Origin of the sequence: uncultured Metabacillus sp., assembly GCF_947503125.1 — a bacterium.
Classification (GTDB): Bacteria; Bacillota; Bacilli; order Bacillales; family Bacillaceae; genus Metabacillus.
Genome location: NZ_CANNCR010000024.1, coordinates 33,580 through 53,099 on the forward strand (window position 1 = coordinate 33,580; position 19,520 = coordinate 53,099).

The following is a 19,520-nucleotide window of genomic DNA, read 5'->3' on the forward strand; positions in this document are numbered from 1 at the left end:
AATATAAAAACAAACTATATTACCACACTATCTTTAGTTGTGGTATTTCTTTTTTAAATAACAAGGTTAGGAGAATAAGAGTGAGCATTCAATTTATTCTTGGTCGCTCAGGGAGCGGGAAAACTGAAGAGATCTTAAATCAAATTAGAGACAAGCTATTCGAAGAACCGATCGGCCGGCCGATTATTTATCTAGTTCCTGACCAGATGACGTTTGGGGCGGAGTATGAATTAATCAAGACACCGAGTTTAGGCGGAATGATTCGTGCACAAACGTTCAGCTTTAGCAGACTGGCATGGAGAGTTCTCCAGGAGACAGGAGGAATGACTCGCCATCACCTTTCAAGCACCGGGATTCAGATGATGCTAAGAAAGCTGGTCGAGCAATATAAGCAGGAATTTAAGGTGTTTACGAAGGCTAGTAATAAAAATGGATTTATTCAGCAGCTTGAGGCGATGTTAACTGAATTTAAACGTTACCTCCTATCACCGCAGGAGCTGGAGGAGTATCTAGCAGGTGCGACTACAGAAGTAGATAAAACCTCTTTAACAGACAAGATCCATGATATGGCCTTGCTATATAAACAGTTAGAAATTCAGCTTAGTAATAAATATATAGATTCTGAGGATTATCTCAATTTATTAGCGGGAAAGGTTCAGGATTCTGACTTTTTACAGTCAGCCGATATTTATATAGATGGCTTCCATAGCTTTACTCCTCAAGAATATGAGGTTGTTGGAGCATTAATGGAGCATGCAGCAAATGTGAAGATCGCCCTTACGGCTGATAAAGCATATGAAGAGCACTTGCCGCATGAGCTGCACCTCTTTCAAATGACAGGAAAAACCTACAATAAAGTTCTCCAGCTTGCCCTTGAAAAAGGAAAAGAGGTTGAGCCACCGCTTATTTTAAATGAGCAGCACCGGTATGGCAACCCAACCTTAAGACATTTAGAAAAATATTATGATACGAGACCAACAACTGTCTACGAGCAAAAGCCTGATTTAACCATTTTTCAAGCGGCAAATCGCCGGTCTGAGGTTGAAGGTATTGCTAGACAAATTCATACACTTGTGCGGAAGGAAAACTATCGTTATCGTGATCTCGCTCTGCTTATTCGCAATCAAAATGATTATCGCGATGTGATAGAACAAGTTTTTCGTGATTACGAGATTCCATTTTTTATCGATCAAAAGCGTTCGATGCTGAACCATCCTTTGGTAGAGCTGATTCGTTCGACGCTTGAAATCATCAATGGTCATTGGCGTTATGAGGCAGTGTTTCGTGCTGTAAAGACAGAGCTGCTTTATCCGCTTGATCGTCATAAGCAGGAAATGCGTGAGGAAATGGATTTGCTTGAAAACTATTGCTTATCATATGGGATCCAAGGTTCAAAATGGACGAATGATGAACGCTGGCGCTACCGCCGCTATTATTCACTTGATGATGACTTTGTCGTAACAGATGAAGAAAAGCAAATGGAGGAAAAGCTTAATCAGCTGCGCGACATTGTTGTTACACCAATTAAAGCTTTACAAAATCGGCTAAAGCGCAGCAAGTCAGGACGAGCTTTGGCTGAAAGCTTATATCTGTATCTGGAGGAATTACACATTCCTGAAAAAATGGAAGGACTGCGTCTGGCAGCAGAAGAAAAGGGAATGCTCCTGGAAGCGAGAGAGCATGATCAAGTTTGGCAGGCGGTTATGAATCTATTAGATGAATTTGTAGAGATTCTGTCAGAGGAACAGGTTTCATTAAAACTGTTTGCTGAGATTCTTGAAACAGGTATGGAGTCAATGAAATTTTCATTGGTCCCGCCTGCTATTGATCAAGTTTTAATTGCCGATCTTGAAAAATCCCGTTTCTTTCATGTGAAATGCTCATTTATCGTGGGGGTAAATGATGGGGTGATCCCGGCAAGGCCGAAAGAAGAGGGGATTTTAACAGAGGATGATCGTGAGGCTCTCCATTATCAAGGAATTAATCTTGCTCCTACGGCAAGACAGCAGCTTCTTGATGAAAACTTCCTGATTTATATGGCATTATCAAGTCCGGCTGAAAGGCTTTATTTATCGTATCCAATGGCTGATGAAGAAGGGAAAGCCCTGCTTCCTTCTGTCATTATAAAGCGAGTGGAAGAAATGTTTCCAATGGTTGAAAAGCTAAGACTTCTTAATGAGCCTGAACAGCTGTCTTTAAATGAACAGCTATCCTTTATGGTGAATAAGCATGTGACGTTATCGTATGTCACCTCACAGCTGCAATCCTGGAAGCGCGGCTATCCAATCCATCCAATTTGGTGGGATGCTTATAACTACTTTATTACATCGGAAGATCGCCAGCTAACTAAAAGAGTATTAAGCAGCTTAACGTATCAAAACAAACCAGAACAGCTTGAAACATCGATCAGCCGTGAGCTTTACGGTGAGCATATTCAAGGAAGTGTCTCCCGAATGGAGAAATTTAATAGCTGTCCATTTTCTCACTTCGCTACACATGGACTAAAGCTGAAAGAACGGCAATTTTTCAAGCTTGAAGCACCTGATATTGGACAAATGTTCCACTCGTCCCTTAAGCTCATATCTGATCGCTTGCAGCAATTGAATCTTGATTGGAGAGAGCTGACAAAGGAGCAATGTGAACGGCTGTCAAATGATGCCGTTGATCGCCTCGCCCCGCGATTGCAAAGAGAGATTCTGCTTAGCTCAAATCGTTTCCACTATATTAAACGAAAGCTGCAAAAAATCCTTACTCGCGCTGCAGTGATCCTGAGTGAACATGCCAAGGCGAGCGGGTTTGCACCTGTCGGTTTAGAGCTCGGCTTTGGCAAGGGGGGAGAGCTGCCTCCGCTTCGCTTTACGCTGCCGAATGGCTGCACGATGGAGGTAGCTGGCCGAATCGACCGAGTGGATAAAGCAACAGGCTCAGGACGTGTTTTGCTGCGAATTATCGATTATAAATCAAGCGAAAAAAATGTCCAGCTTTCTGAGGTCTATTATGGGTTGGCCCTGCAAATGCTTACCTATTTGGACGTCATCATCTCGAACGCCAGTATGTGGCTTGGAGTGGAGGCAACCCCTGCAGGTGTGTTGTATTTCCATGTCCATGACCCAATGATTCAAGCTAAGACGTTGATGACAGAGGAAAAGCTGGATGAAGAAATCTTTAAGAAGTTTAAAATGAAGGGGCTATTACTTGGCGATGAGGAAGCAGTAAGGCTTATGGACAACACGCTAAGTGAAGGCAGCACATCAAATATCATCGCAGCTGGCTTGAAAAAAGAAGGCGGCTTCCGCTCGACCTCCTCCATTGCGAGTGAAGAGGAGTTCGCTTTATTAAGAAAGCATGTCCGGTCGACGTTTAAAAAAGTTGGCACAAATATTACCGATGGAATCATTGATATCAGTCCATTTAAGTTAAAAGATAAAATTCCGTGTACCTTTTGCGAATATAAATCAGTCTGCCAGTTTGATGAATCATTAGAAGAAAATTCGTATCGAATCTTAAAAAGTGAAAAGAACGATGAGGTGTTAAAAAGAATGAGAGAGGAGGGTGCTGGCGATGAGTGAAATCATAGCAAAGCCTGAAAACAGTCAATGGACAGATGATCAGTGGAAGGCAATTGTCTCAAGCGGACAGGATATTTTAGTAGCTGCAGCGGCTGGATCTGGAAAAACGGCGGTGCTGGTTGAAAGAATCATAAGAAAAATCGTATCAAGGGAAAATCCTGTTGATGTTGATTCTTTGCTTGTTGTTACCTTTACAAATGCATCGGCCGCTGAAATGAGAAGCAGGATTGGCGAAGCGCTGGAAAAAGCATTAAAAGAAAATCCATCCTCTCTTCATTTGCGAAGACAGCTAACATTGCTAAATAAAGCATCGATCTCGACCTTGCACTCGTTTTGTCTGCAGGTTGTTAGAAAGTATTATTATTTAATCAATATTGACCCGAGCTTTAGAATTGCCGATCAAACAGAAGAACAATTACTTATTGATGAAGTGCTGGATGATATGTTCGAGGAAGAGTATAGCAGAGAGGATAATGAGGCGTTTTTTGATCTCGTTGATCGCTATACCTCTGATCGCAATGATATTGAGCTGCAAACATTGATTCGCGAGCTTTACTTTTTTTCAAGATCACATCCAACACCAAGTATTTGGTTAGATCAACTTGCAAAAATGTATGATTTGAAAGAAACAGAAGAAATTGAATCATTGCCTTTTGTCCGCTATTTGCTTCAGGACATCGCCATGCAGCTGGCTGGTGCAAAGGCTCAGCTTGAACAGGCGATGGAGCTGACAAAGCTGCCGGCTGGACCGGCACCACGCGCAGAAAATCTAGAAGATGATTTAAAGCAAATTTCAGAGCTTTTACGTGTAAAGGATTCGTGGGAGCAGCTTGGCGAGCAAATAAAAACATTTAAATTATCACGAGCAAAAACGGTAAGAGGTGATCAATATGATAAAACCCTAACCGATCAAGTCACAGCCTTGCGAAATGCAGTAAAAAAACAAATTGAACAGCTCCGTGATGAGATGTTTTCGCGTCCCCTTCAGAACTATGTGCTCGATTTTACCCATCTAAAACCAGTTGTCTCGAAGCTAGTGTCGCTTGTAAAGGAATTTGCAGTACGATATGAAGGGATAAAAAAGGAAAAAGGGATTGTTGATTTTGCCGATTTAGAGCATTATTGCTTAGACATTCTGCAAACCGAGGATAACGAGCCAAGTGAAGCTGCTTTGTATTATAAGAATCAATTTTCTGAGGTATTGGTCGATGAATACCAGGATACAAACCTCGTTCAAGAAACAATCCTTAAGCTTGTCACAAAGGACGATGAAGCGACAGGGAATCTGTTTATGGTCGGTGACGTAAAGCAATCGATTTATCGCTTCCGTCTGGCAGAGCCGTTTCTTTTCTTAAGCAAATATAAACGATTTACTCAATCAGCTGATCAAACAGGGCTGCGAATTGATTTATCGAAAAACTTCAGAAGCCGGGCAGAAGTGTTGGATGGGACGAACTTTTTATTTAAGCAAATCATGGGTGAGCAGGTTGGAGAAATTGATTATGACCATGATGCAGAGCTTAAGCTTGGAGCGTCCTATCCCCAAAATGAAGAAATGAATGCAGAGCTTTTATTAGTAGAGCGCAGCGATGGCGAGGAAGCTGATCAGGAGGAAGAACCTGCCGTTTTTGATGAAGAGGAATTAGAAACGGTTCAGCTTGAAGCGAGATTGATGGCTAAGAAAATCAAATCGCTTATTGATCAGCAGTTCCCGATTTATGACCGCAGCATAAACGGCACTCGTCCTATCACTTATCGGGATGTGGTGATTTTGTTGCGCTCCATGCCGTGGGCGCCGCAAATTATGGAGGAGTTTAAGCAGGCGGGAATACCTGTCTATGCGAATCTATCAAACGGATATTTTGAAGCAACAGAAGTAGCGATTATGCTTTCACTCTTAAAAATCATTGATAATCCGTACCAGGATATACCTTTAGCATCAGTGCTCCGTTCTCCTGTCGTCGGATTGGATGCAAATGAACTCGCATTGATTCGTACATTTGACAAAAAAGGGACGTATTATGATGCGGTGAAAGCATTTTTAGCAGAGGGTTCTTTGGCCAATCAAGCACTTTTCAGCAAACTGGACCCATTTATAAGGCTTATGCAAGGCTGGCGCGTGCAAGCTAGACAAGGTTCAGTATCAGACTTAATTTGGCAGCTTTATCGTGATACAAAGTTTTTTGACTTTGTCGGCGGAATGCCAGGCGGGAAACAACGGCAAGCAAATTTACGTGCCCTTTATGACCGCGCACGCCAATATGAAGCAACCTCTTTTAGAGGCTTATTTAGATTTTTGCGTTTTATTGAGCGGATGCAGGAGCGCGGTGATGACCTTGGGGCCGCACGTGCCCTTGGAGAGCAGGAGGATGTCGTCAGGTTAATGACGATTCATAGCAGTAAAGGTTTGGAATTCCCGGTTGTTTTTGTTGCAGGGCTTTCAAAGCAGTTCAATATGATGGATCTAAATAGAAAGTACTTGCTTGATAAGGAGCTTGGCTTTGGCACAAAACTGATCAATCCAACATTACGGATCAGCTATCCAACGCTGCCTTATATTGCGTTAAAGAAAAAAATGCGAATGGAGCTTCTCGCAGAAGAAATGCGTGTATTATATGTTGCCTTAACAAGGGCAAAAGAAAAGCTATATTTATTAGGAACGTTAAAAAATCCTGAAAAAACGATTGCTGACTGGAAAAAGCATGTATCACATTCTGAATGGCTGTTGCCGGATTTTGAACGCTCCAAAGCGAAAAACTATTTAGATTGGGTTGGACCAGCATTAGTGCGCCATCAGAATTGTTCGGTTTTAAGTGATGGGCAGATCTGTTTAAATGAAGAAATTGCCCAGCATCCGTCTAAATGGACGATTGACATTGTAAAAAGTGAGGAGCTGCTTGAAACCTTTATAGCTGAAGAGGAACTAAATCATGAACGCTTATCAGCGATTAGCAATGGTGAACCTGTAGCGTTTGAGAGTGAACAGGTAGAACAGGTGAATGAACAATTAACATGGGTGTATCCTTTTAAAACAGCAGCAAGCAGCCGTTCAAAGCAATCGGTGTCAGAACTGAAAAGACAGCGAGAGGTTCAAGATGAATATAGTGATCAGCAGTTGATAAAAAGGAAGCAAATCCAATCGTTTTTATATAATCGCCCACGGTTTATGCAAAGCAAATCGGTTTCTGCAGCTGAACGAGGAACTGCGATGCATACGGTTATGCAGCATATAAAATTGACAGAGCCGGTTTCGCTGGATGTTTTAACAGCAAAATTGCAAGAATTGGTTGAAAAGGAAATTCTCTCTGCAGAATTAGCTGAGGTCATCAATCGTGAGCAGATTGTAGAGTTTTTCTCATCCTCGATCGGAACAAGGCTGCTTCAGGCCAAACAAGTGTATCGGGAAGTACCATTCAGCTACGCGCTTGAAGCAGAACAGCTTTATGACAATTTGAAGGATGAGCCTGTATTGGTTCAAGGTGTGATTGATTGTTTGTTTGAAGATGAAGAAGGCTTTGTTTTACTAGATTATAAGACTGATACAATTAAAGGTCGCTTTCCAAGAGGAATAGAAGAGGCAGAAGCGGTGTTAAGAGAAAGATATCGCGTTCAAATTGAACTATATACTAAAGCAATTGAAGAGATTACCCATAAACCTTTAAAGGAAAAATATTTATATTTCTTTGATGGTGGATATTTAATCGACATGTAAAATTGAGAAAGAGATATTGAAGACTAGCGCCGCCTTATCAGCCTTTAGGGCTTCAGGCAGCGCTTAGCTCATGTTCATTTGAAAGGGTGTAGAACGAATGCGAATATTGCATACGGCAGACTGGCATCTGGGGAGAGCGCTCGAAGGTCGAAGCCGTTTGGCAGAGCAAGCGCAATTTATTGACGAGCTTGTTCGAATTGTCAAGGAAGAGAAAGTCGATGCGATCTTAATGGCTGGTGATGCCTTTGATACAGTGAATCCGCCGGCAGCAGCAGAGCAGCTGTTTTATGATGGACTTTCCCGGCTGTCGGATGATGGGAAACGGCCGATTATTGTCATTGCCGGAAACCATGATAATCCTGACCGTCTTTCTGCAGCATCTCCTTTAGCTGGGAACCATTCAATTCATTTAATAGGTTATCCTAAGCATGAGGTTCTTTTAGTAGATGTTCCAAAAGCACAGCAGCAGATGATGGTTGCCGCTTTGGCCTATCCATCAGAAGCAAGACTTGAGCAAGTGCTGTCAGAAGCTCATGATGAAATTCTCTTAAGAAATAAATATGATGAAAGAATTCGAGATTTCTTTGCATGGATGAGCAAGCAATTCCGAGACAATACGGTAAATCTGGCTATGAGCCATATTCATGTTGCAGGGGGAAGCTCATCTGATTCTGAACGTCCGATTGAGGTTGGCGGTGCGTATACAGTAGCAGCAACCAGTATGCCTGAAGCAGCTCAATATGTGGCGCTTGGTCACTTGCACCGCCCGCAAAACATCAAGCGGGCCAGCACATTAACAAGGTATTCCGGGTCACCGCTTGCCTACAGCTTCTCAGAAATCGGTTATGCAAAATCTGTAACCATTGTAGACGCTGAGCCAAATCAGCCTGTTGTGATGAAGGAAATCCCTCTTTCCTCTGGAAAGCCGCTTGTGAGATGGAAAGCAACTGAAGGGATCAGCCAGGTGCACAGCTGGTTAGATGAAGGCCGCGATGCATCTGCATGGATTGATTTAGAAATCCATTTGACAAGTACATTGTCAATTGAAGAAATCCATAATCTGCGTAAATGGCATCCAGGATTTATTCATATTCGCCCGGTATTTCAACAGGAGCGTGAGGTGGCTGCAGCACGCCAAGCTAATTTGCCAATCGATCAATTATTTACACAGTTTTATGAAAAACAAACCGGCGGGGCAAAGCCGGAGGATGAGCTGGTGAAGCTTTTCTTAGAGCTTGTACAGCAGGATGATGAGCTTGAGGGTGGTGATGAGGAATGAAGCCGATACAGTTAGCAGTTGCTGGTTTGCATAGCTTCAGAGAAAAACAGACTGTTGATTTTAGGTCATTATGTGATAGCGGAATCTTTGGAATCTTCGGGCCGACTGGAAGCGGAAAGTCCTCGATCTTGGATGCGATGACACTTGCTCTTTATGGAAAAGTCGAACGTGCCATGAATAATACCCATGGGATTTTAAATCATGCTGAAGATCAGCTTACAGTGTCCTTTACCTTTGAGCTGGAGAATGCTTCTGGAAAAAAACAATATACTGTTGAGCGTGTGTTTAAACGTACGGATGAGATCAGGGTAAAAACCTCGATTTGCCGCTTGATCGAAGTCGGTGATGAGACAATCGTTCTTGCCGATAAAGCGGTGGATGTAAATGAAAAGGTCTATGGATTACTTGGTTTAACGATTGACGATTTCACTCGCGCAGTCGTGCTTCCACAAGGCAAGTTTGCAGAATTTCTGTCCTTAAAGGGGGCAGAAAGAAGACAAATGCTTCAGCGCTTATTTCACCTTGAACAATATGGTGATCAGTTATTGAAAAAATTAAAGTACCGCTTATCCTCAACCAAAATTAAGCGCAATGAGCTCGAAGCAGAGAAAACAGGCTTAGGAGACGCGTCAATAGAAGCCATAAAAGAGGCTGAAAACCGTCTTAAGGAAGCAGAAATCCTGCTGGAAAAAAGAAATAAAGAGCTAGAGAGTGTCACAAAAGACTTTGAAGAAAAGCAAATAATATGGCTGCTGCAGCAAGAAAAGGCCGGTATCGAAAAGGAAAAAGTAAAAATAGAAGCTGAAGAGGCTGTCATAAAAGATTTGCAGGAGCAGCTGAAAAGGGCTGAGGAGGCAGAGGCTTTGCGGCCTTATGCCGAGAGCGTTCAAGCACTTAAGCAAGAAAAACAGGAAGCAGAGATTCATCTTGCAGCAACGAAAAATGAATATCACAAGGTGAAGAAGCAGTATGAGGAAATAAGCCGTTCTTATGACGAAATTCGCAAGAACAAGGCAGAACAAGAACCGGTATTAGTGGCTAAACGTGAAAAGCTTCTTCAATTGCAAAAGGTCGAAAATGAACTCATACAAGATCAAAAGCTGCGATCAGAATTAGCAAATAAAAAGCTAGAGCTTGAGGGGCAACGCGAAAAAAGCCGAGCTCTCCTTACAAAGGCGGAGCAGTTGGTTGAAAAAGCTGTCGCAAAGCAAAAAGAACTAATCGAACAACAAAAGTCAAACACTGTTACTTCAAAAGCACGCGAGGAAATCCGCGGTGCATTGGACGTGAAGCGGAAGATTATGCAATGCCAACAAATGGTAGCTGAGACACAAGAGCTTGTTGACAAAAAAACAGCCGCAATTAATGTAGAAAAACAAAAGATCTTACAAGTTAAAGAGAGGCTGTCAACACATAAAAAACAGCTGAAAGAGCAATTTATCTCTTTAAATCAGCTTTATTATCTCGTATCTGAACGGGGAAGGGAGCATGAAAGATACATTGATTTCATAAAAAATCAGTTGGATCTTATCCTTGCTAAAGAAGAGGAGAAAAAGAGCCATAAGCTTGCTCTTGAGCTAGTTAAGCAGCTCTATGACGGGGAGCCATGTCCTGTTTGCGGTTCATCCCATCACCCAAATCCTGTTCATGACGAAGAAGAGGAGACACGAGAAGGAGAAAAACAATCGGAATGGATAAAAAGTCAGCTTGAGCAGCTTCAAAGCTTAAGCCAAGAAAGCCATTCAATCAAAATTAAGCTTGAAGGTATCTCACAACAAGTAACATCAGATTTTTCTTTTCTTTATGATCTGAAACAACTAAACAATATACAGGTAAATCCACTCATCATAAATGAAAAAGAGCTTTCCCTTGAGTCGAGCTATAAGCTTTTTCATGATGAATATAAAGCAATCAATCAGGATTATCTTCAAGTAAAAGCGGCAATTGACCACGTGATGAAAAAGATTCGTGAGCTGCAGCAGGAGGAGGTAAGACACAACGATTTTATCTATTCTGCTGAACAAGATGCAAATGAGTGGAAAGAAAAACTGAATGAGTATAAGCGAAATTTTGATCATGAGCAAGCTGCCTATACAAATCATTTCACAGCCATTCCGTTTGACCAGGTGGAGCAGCTTCAACAAGAAATCACTGGAAAAGATGAAGCCTATGAGCAATTAAATACTCGAATCGAAAAAAGTGTTGCATTCATTCAAGAACAGGAAGAAATCGTTAAACAACAGCTAAGACTGAATCAGCAGTTAACGGAACAGGAAATTGAATTACATTCACAACTAAAGCATCGTGACCAGTTAATTTCTGAAAAGCAGGAAAAGCTTAACGAAGCAGGGACAGAGGAAAGCATAACCCTTCAATTAAAGGAGACAGATGAACAAATTAAGCAATTAATTGCAAAGGAGAATGAATTGTATCAATCATCACAGCACCATTTAAATTTGTTTAACCAACTGCAAAGTAAGCTGGCGGCAAATGAAAAATCGCTTGAGCAAACGATAAACAAGCTGGCAGGTGCTGAAAAAAAATGGGAGGCTGTCTGTGAAGGTACAAGCTTTAAGACGATTGAGGAAACACTCGCATCTCTTCTAAAAATAGAGAAAAGACAGCAAATGAAGGAAAAAATTGAGCGTTATTCTGATAAGGTTAAGCAGCTTCATACAGACCTGCAGCGGATTGAGGAGAAGCTTGCCGGAAAACAGCTGTCATTAGAAGAATGGGAACAAATTCAGCAAATAAAAGCTGAGGTGAAGGAACAGGTTGATGAAGCTGTTGCCAGCAAAGGAGCGGAGACGAAAGCCCTTCAAGTGCTGTTAGATAAGCATGATCGCTTCATGGAGATTGAAAACGAGCAAAAAGAATTGGATGATCTCCTGCAAAAGCTGGAAAAACTCCAATCTGTCTTCAAGGGCAATAGTTTTGTTGAATATGTTGCAGAGGAACAGCTTGAACAAGTCAGTCGTGATGCCTCTGAACGGCTTCGTCTGTTAACCCGCGGCAGATATGCCATCGAGGTTGACTCACAAGGAGGATTTATCATGAGGGATGATGCGAACGGAGGGGTAAGAAGGCCTGTATCGACGCTATCAGGTGGAGAAACCTTTTTAACTTCACTTGCCTTAGCATTATCCTTATCATCACAAATTCAGCTAAGAGGAGAATACCCGCTTCAATTTTTCTTCCTTGATGAAGGATTCGGGACATTGGATGGAGAGCTGCTCGATACAGTCGTAACAGCTCTAGAAAAGCTCCAGTCCCAAAATTTATCGGTAGGCGTTATCAGCCATGTTTCAGAGCTTAGGGCAAGATTGCCAAGAAAGCTAATTGTTGAACCGGCAGAGCCTTCCGGAAAAGGATCTTCTGTTTATATTGAGTCATTGTAGTTTATCTCCATCATGCATAACGAAAACCTCTTGAGATCCAAGAGGTTTTTCGTTATGGATGTTACCGGCTCAGCTGCCCCAATTTATGCTTCATGATTTTTGGTAAATAGTAAGTTTAGAAAGGTTGCTCAATAGCTGCTAGTAAAGCTTTCTTAAAGTTAAATAATAAAAAATGATTCAAATCTTTTGGTAGATTAATATTTACAAATGTAAACGTTTTCATATATAATAATACTGGGTTGGATGGCGCGAGTGGCCGTCATAGTATTTGGCGTAGGCGGGGCTGATACAAAGGATAATCTGTTATTGCGTTATTACGAGATGATATGTTTTGAGAGTTCATTTTTTAGTTTATTTGTTTATATGATTTCTAAACGTAAGGGTGGTTTTTATATGAATGATACGACTGAAAAAATCGTACATACCAATTTGAGATTTTGTCCTCAATGTAATAAAGAAAGACCATATGTCATTATTTATGTAACGGGTTCGATTCGGTGTGCTAATTGCGACTATTATCATTTAAAGCAAAGTGAATAAAAAAAGCGCAAGGGCCTTGAACAGCCTCGGGTAAATAAGACGATTTGGAATAGAAGGCGTTCTTTGCCTTCAATTTCAAATTGGCTAGACCCTAGCCTAGAGGCAGTCAAAAACGCGACGTCCTGTCGCACTGACTGCACTTGCACGTCCTGTGCTTCGGGGCGAGGTGCTGGAGCTAGACACAAAAACGAAGTACAAAAAGTTATACTTTAAACTTTAAAAAAGGGGAGCGGACACAGAATCGTCCAATCCCCTTTTTCCTTAATTATTTGCAATCATATTCTGATCTGTTACATCAGGGTCTACCATATTTGTTATACTAATTCCGTTATTGATGATATGGAAATCTCCTGTGCTTCCTCCACCAGAGCCAGACGCTGATTTTGATTGGCTTTTAGGAGAGAGGTAGAAGGAATCCCCAAAATTTATGACTCCGCCATCTACACTATTAATCTTAATGGGTCCTACAATCGCTGGCATATGAAAAACATCCTTTTTGTTTTAGATGGTAATTGATACGTTTCACTAACCATCAGCAAGGATGGCCGATTAACTTCGCCGCGTCCTATAAAGAAACCGGCACTCGTAGCTCCTGTACTTCGAGAAATCCCCCTCTGATGGAAGTCTCACTTTAGTCTATGCATCGGTTTGCGGAGTGTTCATTAGCGGAGATGAGAATCGTCTAGTTTTTCGATTGCCGGATATGCTTCGTACGTGACTCACATACAATATCTTTCGTTGACCCAATCTGCAAAATAGCTGAACTTGAAATGGAAGTTACCGATATAGAATCTACGTTTATTTTAGGATTTTTATTAAAAAAATTTGTTGTCAACTGTTCATAAAAAACAGGCTGAGGAATCTCTTCTTCAAAAATGGGAAACTGCGAAAACTTTCCTTCTTCATCATAATAAATCTCTTGTTCCCGTTGAATAGCCAATACTTTTATCAATGGTGTAATTTGCATGGAATCGCCGATATTAAAAACCGAGCTAATTCCAACTGTATTAACATAGGCTCTATTTACATTTGAGAATCGACTAATCATTCTGGAGCCAGCGGCACAAACGGGCCAATGATAAGTGATTCAGGCGGTGTGTCAAATACGGAAGAAAGGGAAATGGTATTTGTATCCCCAATTAAAAAAACAGATGAACTTGATACACCGATTATACGAATGGAACCTACCTGTAAATCGTGATTTACCACAGTAAAATTCATTTGTGTCCCACACCTTTTATTTAAGAATCTTTAGGTAAATGCTGTAAAAAGTGCATAATTGAGTTCTCAACATCCTTTTTGACCTGCAAAAGGATTTCTTGTTTTTTATCTAAAAGAGAATCCTGCTCTGTTAATGGCTGGCCATTTATATAATAGTTGATTCGGCTTTCGATCTGTTTTCGGATGTCCTCAATGATATGCCTGCGGTGCGGTTCATCTAGACGCAGGTCAAATTGCTGCCCCGCTTGTTCAATAAAGCCGACACAATCTGTATTTAAAAATTGATTTATTTCCTCATTGCATTGTCGGAAAAGCTGTTCGCGCAGTTGTTGTTGTACTCCGTTTATGTTCATTCCTTTTTGTTGAACATCAAAATTATCGATTTGATCTGGAGTCGATGGTTTTAATCCAATATTTAATGTGCCATCAAGCTGTTCAACCTTTAATTGATCAAACTTATACTCAATTTTTTCAACGTTGGTAACAGGCTGACTCTTTATTTTTTCAACATCCTTTTTAAGGTCACGAATCATATGATTTAATTGGAGAATTCTTTGATCCTGATGCTGAATATATTGGTGAAGCTGCCAGATGTATTTGAATAGGTCGTTATTATGCAAGATCATCACCCACCTTTTCTTCATCGCACAAATTAAGGATAATTACTATATATGCAATAAGGCAAAGATGGGTGAATGCCCATTTATCACAATCTTTTACTATGATGCTGGTGATGTTAATGGAACTAGTGATGTTTCTGCAGAGGTTTCTGATACAACTCCAGTAGGTGTTTCTGTTTCAATAAGCGGTGCTGGTGAAGTAAAACCGCCTGTATTATAGAGGTTTGAAAGTGGTTTGATGATTCCGGCGCTGCCAATTTGCAAAACGGAGGAATTATTCACAGCATCCACCCGCAAATAATTAATACAAATGGTTTGATTGATATAAAAATTCAACGTCAACACTCCCTATAGATTTCCTGCACTCGGTTGATCGATTACATCATTGTCATACGTATTCGTAACAGAGTTTTGATTATAAATGTTAAGACCATCCCCGGTATTAAAGGAGCCAGCACCAGCAAAGGTTTTTACCTCACTATATGGGGAAATGGTAATCACATCGCCAATATGAACAATACCGCTCGTTCCGACACTATTTACCTTAAAGGCTCCTACAATAGCTGGCATATCGAACATCCTTTTTTATTTATTTAAATAATGGCACAAAAATGCTTCATGTATTTTTTAGGCGCCATATTATACCTTATGATGGGGAAGGGAAATGGTGTGACAAATGCGGAAAAAAACGGTGTATGGGATTTATATTATAGGGTTATTCTTCAATTAAAATTCACGAATATTACCTTGGAGTGAATAATCCAATTTAATCATCTGTATGAACTATTAAAAAATTGAATAATATTAAGTTTTTTAAAGCATTTCTTATTACTTGAATGGTGAATGGGAAATGCTTTTTTATTAGTGTAAAGCAATAAAAACATCATAAAAATTAATAAAAATTTATTGAAAAACGATAAATGATATGCTAAATTCAAATTGACAATAAATAAGTGAGGTGCTTTTTATGAAATTAGTATCAACGCTCTTTTTAAAGATAGCTGTTATTCTTTTGGGATTACCAGTTCTTGTTATGTGTATCTTTTTGGTACCTGAGTTAGGAAATGTTGCGGCAAAATTGCTTCCAGAGTTTGCTTTTATAAAATATCCCGTTTTTATCGTTTTTTATGCATCGGCGATCCCTTTTTACTTTGCTTTGTATCAGGCTTTCAAACTTTTACGCTATATTGATAAAAATGAAGCTTTTTCGCAAATTTCTGTAACTGCTTTAAAGAAAATCAAATACTGTGCAATGACAATCAGTTGTTTGCATGTTCTAGTCTTGCCGCTCTTTTATCTCTTTGCGGAAATAGACGATGCCCCGGGTGTCATTTTTGTTGGTTTGGTTGTTCCTTTTGCTTCAATGGTGATCGCAGTCTTCGCTGCAGTTCTCCAGAGACTTTTACAAGAAGCGATTGATATAAAATCAGAAAATGACTTAACGGTCTGAGGTGATGAACATGGCAATTATTATTAATATTGATGTGATGCTGGCTAAAAGGAAAATGAGCGTTACAGAGCTTTCGGAGAGAGTTGGAATAACGATGGCTAATCTTTCTATATTGAAAAATGGAAAGGCAAAGGCGATTCGACTGTCAACTTTAGAAGCAATTTGTAAGGCTTTAGACTGTCAACCCGGAGATATTTTGGAATACCGAAGTGATGAAGAAGACACCCAGGAATAATAAAGTGGTAATAACCAACAGGGAAAGGAAAATTTTTTAATAAATCGAATTCAAAAGGGGAGTTATTCATGAATTTAACCATCCAAGGTGCTCAGAAAAAAACTTTAAAGTTACACATTATGGGAGCACTAAAGCAACTCGTTCGTTTTGGGTGGGAACAGGCCCTATCATGTTTGTTTCCTGTCGTTATTTTCGCTTCTTTGGCTTTTACACAAATCATCCCGCTTCCCTTTCTGCCACGGTATGACTGGTTGCTCCTCATCTGCCTTCTGATGCAGTGGTGGACGGTGCGTTCCGGGCTTGAAACACGGGATGAACTAAAGGTTATCACATTGTTCCACCTTATTGGTCTTGCTCTTGAACTTTTCAAGGTACATATGGGCTCCTGGTCATATCCAGAGGAAGGATATTTTAAAATTTTTGGTGTACCTTTGTACAGCGGATTCATGTATGCAAGTGTAGCGAGTTATCTTTGCCAGGCGTGGAGGAGGCTTAAAGTTGAACTCGTTAAGTGGCCGCCGTTTTTGGTCGTTGTACCTCTTGCAGCTGCGATTTATTTGAATTTTTTCACACACCATTATTGGTTTGACGTCCGCTTTTGGTTATCCGGTCTTGTCATCATTGTTTTTTGGAAATCATGGGTCATATACGAGGTTAATGGAACTCGTTACCGTATGCCACTCGCACTTTCTTTTGTGCTCATAGGATTTTTTATATGGATAGCAGAAAATATCGCAACGTACTTTGGAGCTTGGGAATACCCAAACCAAACAGAGGCATGGAGTCTTGTTCATCTTGGGAAGGTGAGCTCATGGCTCTTACTAGTAATTGTTAGCTTTCTTATCGTAGCGACGTTAAAGCAGGTTAAGGGGAAAAATTCCACCAGGATAGATACTAGTCAAGTTTTATAACGGTCATGAACCTTCTTTTAATAATGGAATTCGACTTTTTAGGTTGAAGCTCTTCTAGCAAAATAATTCAATTGGAAAAAACGATGTTAATAAATGCTTTTACTTCTACAGATAAAAATTGCCGATATGTATTTATAAGGTACTTGTGAAAATACTAACTTAAACTATAGGAATTAGGATCAATTGTAGAATAGAAAAAAGGATCATACATATTAGCAAGAATAATATGTATGATCCTTATTTCTATTCGTGTAAAATGAAAGTGCAAAATATCTCCAACTGTTACACATCTTCTTTGCTAAATAAGTTATTTCCGTACCATAAAAATAGGTTTTTAAACAATAATCCTTGGGAGGAGTTCGTTGATGATTGATGCACATATACATCTTGATCAATATCACTCTAATTTAGATGAGGCCATTTTAAGATGGCAGGAAAATGGAATCGAAGCTGTTGTAGCAGTTGCGTCAAACCTGCAATCAAGTTATGAGATATTGAAGCTTAAGCAACGCTTTCCTGAATTTGTCTATGCAGCAATCGGACATCATCCGGAAGCTCCCCCTCCAGCAAGCATGGAATTAGCTGAACTCCTAGATCTGATAAAACAGGAACGGAAGCATTTATCTGCAATAGGGGAAATTGGGCTGCCGACTTATCGAAAAAAGGAGCTTTATGAACGATACAAAGAGGAAGAATACATATTTGTATTAGAAGAGTTTTTACAGATGGCGAAGGAGATAAAATTGCCAGTTGTTTTACATGCTGTGCATGAAGAAGCGAAAAATGCATTAACCTGCTTAAAGAGGCAGCAAATTCCACACGCACATTTTCATTGGTTAAAGGCCAGGGAGGATGTAGTAAGTGATATTGTCTCAAGCGGATATTATGTTTCTGTTACACCAGAGGTTTGTTACCGGGAACGAGATCAGAAATTAGCTAGACAAATCCCGATGGATCAGCTTTTAATCGAAACAGATGGACCTTGGAAGTATCATGGTCCTTTTAAAGAGAGAGAAACATCCCCATTATTATTAAAGGAAATCAGTGAGTGCTTATCGAATATTCTTACTATCCCGATTCACAGCTTAAGAGAAAAAGTAACAACAAACACAAAACGATTCTATACGGAGGGGACATATGAAATTCGTAACAGCGTCAATACATAATGAGCAGTTTATTGGAGTAGTATACGGTGATAAAATCATTGATTTAAAAAAAGCGGAAAAGGATATTTTTGAATTAACATCTTTCCCAAAATCCATGGTTGATTGTGTGGCATTAGGTGACAAGTTTGTCCAAAATGTAAAACAAATTGTTGATAAAATCGTAGGTAAAGATGGATCTGAAAGCTATCTTTACCCAATTGAAGATGTAAAACTGCTTTCCCCTATTCCAAGACCAGCTAAAAATGTTTTTTGTGTAGGGAAAAACTACCGAGAACATGCAATCGAAATGGGAAGTGAGGCAGATGTACCAAAACATGTTATGCTGTTTTCAAAAGTACCAACTTCTGTCATTGGCCATGAAGATGAAATAGATCCGCATTTACATCTAACGAAAGAGCTTGATTATGAGGGAGAACTTGCGGTCATTATTGGGAAAAAAGGCAAGCAAATAAATGAAGCAGAAGCAATGGATTATGTGTTTGGTTTTACCATCGTAAATGATATTACGGCAAGAAATGTGCAAGCGCAGCATAAACAATTTTTGCTTGGCAAAAGCCTGGATACCTCTTGTCCGATCGGTCCTTATATCGTTCATAAATCTGCAATTGAAAACCCTTATGATTTAACAATTACTACAAAAGTTAATGATGAAGTAAGACAGAACGGCCATACAAAGAATATGATTTTTACAATTGAGCATATCATTTCAACGATCTCACAAGGAACAACGCTTGAACCAGGTGATATTATTGCAACAGGAACACCTGCCGGGGTAGGGAAGGGATTTAACCCTCCTAAGTTTTTACAGCCTGGCGATCTAGTAGAGATTGAGATTGAAAAGATCGGGGTATTAAGAAATCGAATAATGAATTCATAATGATGAAGGCAGGATTTCATAAAATAGACACAAGCAGACAATTCTTTGAACCAGTTTCATTAATATTTTTAGTGAATCATGCTAAAATAGGGTTGTTTGAACCTATTAAGGAGGAAAAAATATGACACATGCACATATTACGACATGGGTAATCGCCATTATCCTTTTCTTCGTAGCAAACTCACTATTAAAATCAGGAAAAGAAAAAGTAGTTCACATGGTTTTAAGACTGTTTTATATTTTGATCATTGTGACAGGAGTGATCATTGCTTCAGGTATTTACCAATTTAATGGAGAGTATATCGGTAAGATCATCTTAGGTATCGTAACGATCGGAATGATGGAAATGGTATTAGTTAAAGCGAAAAAAGGCCAGCCAAATAAGGTATTTTGGATTATCTTCATTATTTCACTTATTCTAACAATTTTATTAGGTTTGCGTTTGCCATTAGGCTTTTCCCCATTAGGCTAATAAGTGATTAAGGAGGTGTTTCAAAACTTATGCTTGAAACACCTTCTTTTTTATAATATCAGAATTTATA

General features: G+C 39.9%; 17 protein-coding genes. 11 read left to right on the forward strand and 6 right to left on the reverse strand.

What is annotated here, in order from left to right:
• Positions 1–80 precede the first annotated feature (80 nt).
• The 5 genes from addB to Q1B07_RS15720 all read left to right on the forward strand — a co-directional run bounded on the left by addB (position 81) and on the right by Q1B07_RS15720 (position 12,498).
• On the forward strand, positions 81–3,569 hold the full coding sequence (gene addB / locus Q1B07_RS15700) for a helicase-exonuclease AddAB subunit AddB (protein WP_299091840.1): 3,489 nt from the start codon (positions 81–83) through the stop codon (positions 3,567–3,569).
• A complete protein-coding gene (gene addA, locus Q1B07_RS15705; protein ID WP_299091838.1) occupies positions 3,562–7,281 on the forward strand; it encodes a helicase-exonuclease AddAB subunit AddA in 3,720 nt (1,239 codons plus the stop codon). The genes addB and addA overlap by 8 nt, the downstream gene beginning before the upstream one ends.
• Positions 7,282–7,378: 97 nt before the next feature.
• A complete protein-coding gene (locus tag Q1B07_RS15710) occupies positions 7,379–8,560 on the forward strand; it encodes an exonuclease SbcCD subunit D (protein ID WP_299091835.1) in 1,182 nt (393 codons plus the stop codon).
• Positions 8,557–11,958 (forward strand): AAA family ATPase, encoded by a 3,402-nt coding sequence (locus tag Q1B07_RS15715; protein WP_299091832.1) that lies wholly within the window; start codon positions 8,557–8,559, stop codon positions 11,956–11,958. The genes Q1B07_RS15710 and Q1B07_RS15715 overlap by 4 nt, the downstream gene beginning before the upstream one ends.
• A 252-nt stretch (positions 11,959–12,210) precedes the next feature.
• Positions 12,211–12,498, forward strand: a complete 288-nt coding sequence (locus Q1B07_RS15720) for a hypothetical protein (protein WP_299091830.1) — start codon at positions 12,211–12,213, stop codon at positions 12,496–12,498.
• Between the two features lie 261 nt (positions 12,499–12,759).
• Here the strand turns inward: Q1B07_RS15720 and Q1B07_RS15725 are convergent, their stop codons facing one another.
• The 6 genes from Q1B07_RS15725 to Q1B07_RS15750 form a co-directional block, all read right to left on the reverse strand.
• Positions 12,760–12,978, reverse strand: coding sequence for a spore germination protein (locus Q1B07_RS15725; RefSeq protein WP_299091829.1), 219 nt, complete (start codon positions 12,976–12,978; stop codon positions 12,760–12,762).
• Positions 12,979–13,180: 202 nt separating this feature from the next.
• Complete coding sequence (locus Q1B07_RS15730) at positions 13,181–13,546, reverse strand: spore germination protein GerPE (protein ID WP_299091827.1); 366 nt, start codon at positions 13,544–13,546, stop codon at positions 13,181–13,183.
• Positions 13,543–13,719, reverse strand: coding sequence for a spore gernimation protein GerPD (locus tag Q1B07_RS15735; protein WP_299091824.1), 177 nt, complete (start codon positions 13,717–13,719; stop codon positions 13,543–13,545). The genes Q1B07_RS15730 and Q1B07_RS15735 overlap by 4 nt, the downstream gene beginning before the upstream one ends.
• Positions 13,720–13,739: 20 nt before the next feature.
• On the reverse strand, positions 13,740–14,339 hold the full coding sequence (gene gerPC, locus Q1B07_RS15740) for a spore germination protein GerPC (RefSeq protein WP_299091821.1): 600 nt from the start codon (positions 14,337–14,339) through the stop codon (positions 13,740–13,742).
• 99 nt (positions 14,340–14,438) lie between these two features.
• Entirely contained in the window at positions 14,439–14,675 is a 237-nt protein-coding gene (locus tag Q1B07_RS15745) for a spore germination protein GerPB (protein WP_299091820.1), read from the reverse strand.
• A 12-nt stretch (positions 14,676–14,687) separates the two neighbouring features.
• Entirely contained in the window at positions 14,688–14,909 is a 222-nt protein-coding gene (locus Q1B07_RS15750; RefSeq protein ID WP_299091818.1) for a spore germination protein, read from the reverse strand.
• Between the two features lie 397 nt (positions 14,910–15,306).
• Between Q1B07_RS15750 and Q1B07_RS15755 the strand changes: the two genes are divergently transcribed.
• From Q1B07_RS15755 to Q1B07_RS15780, 6 genes are all read left to right on the forward strand, one after another.
• The gene (locus Q1B07_RS15755; RefSeq protein ID WP_299091816.1) at positions 15,307–15,789 is read left to right on the forward strand and encodes a DUF2975 domain-containing protein; all 483 of its coding nucleotides are present in this window, start codon (positions 15,307–15,309) and stop codon (positions 15,787–15,789) included.
• Positions 15,790–15,799: 10 nt separating this feature from the next.
• Positions 15,800–16,024, forward strand: coding sequence for a helix-turn-helix transcriptional regulator (locus Q1B07_RS15760; protein WP_299091814.1), 225 nt, complete (start codon positions 15,800–15,802; stop codon positions 16,022–16,024).
• A 119-nt stretch (positions 16,025–16,143) separates the two neighbouring features.
• The gene (locus Q1B07_RS15765; RefSeq protein ID WP_299091899.1) at positions 16,144–16,935 is read left to right on the forward strand and encodes a DUF817 domain-containing protein; all 792 of its coding nucleotides are present in this window, start codon (positions 16,144–16,146) and stop codon (positions 16,933–16,935) included.
• A gap of 365 nt (positions 16,936–17,300) precedes the next feature.
• The gene (locus tag Q1B07_RS15770; RefSeq protein WP_299091813.1) at positions 17,301–18,101 is read left to right on the forward strand and encodes a TatD family hydrolase; all 801 of its coding nucleotides are present in this window, start codon (positions 17,301–17,303) and stop codon (positions 18,099–18,101) included.
• Positions 18,073–18,978: a fumarylacetoacetate hydrolase family protein gene (locus Q1B07_RS15775; protein WP_299091811.1), complete on the forward strand. Its 906-nt coding sequence runs from the start codon at positions 18,073–18,075 to the stop codon at positions 18,976–18,978. The genes Q1B07_RS15770 and Q1B07_RS15775 overlap by 29 nt, the downstream gene beginning before the upstream one ends.
• A 121-nt stretch (positions 18,979–19,099) precedes the next feature.
• Positions 19,100–19,450, forward strand: coding sequence for a YisL family protein (locus tag Q1B07_RS15780; protein WP_299091809.1), 351 nt, complete (start codon positions 19,100–19,102; stop codon positions 19,448–19,450).
• Positions 19,451–19,520 lie beyond the last annotated feature (70 nt).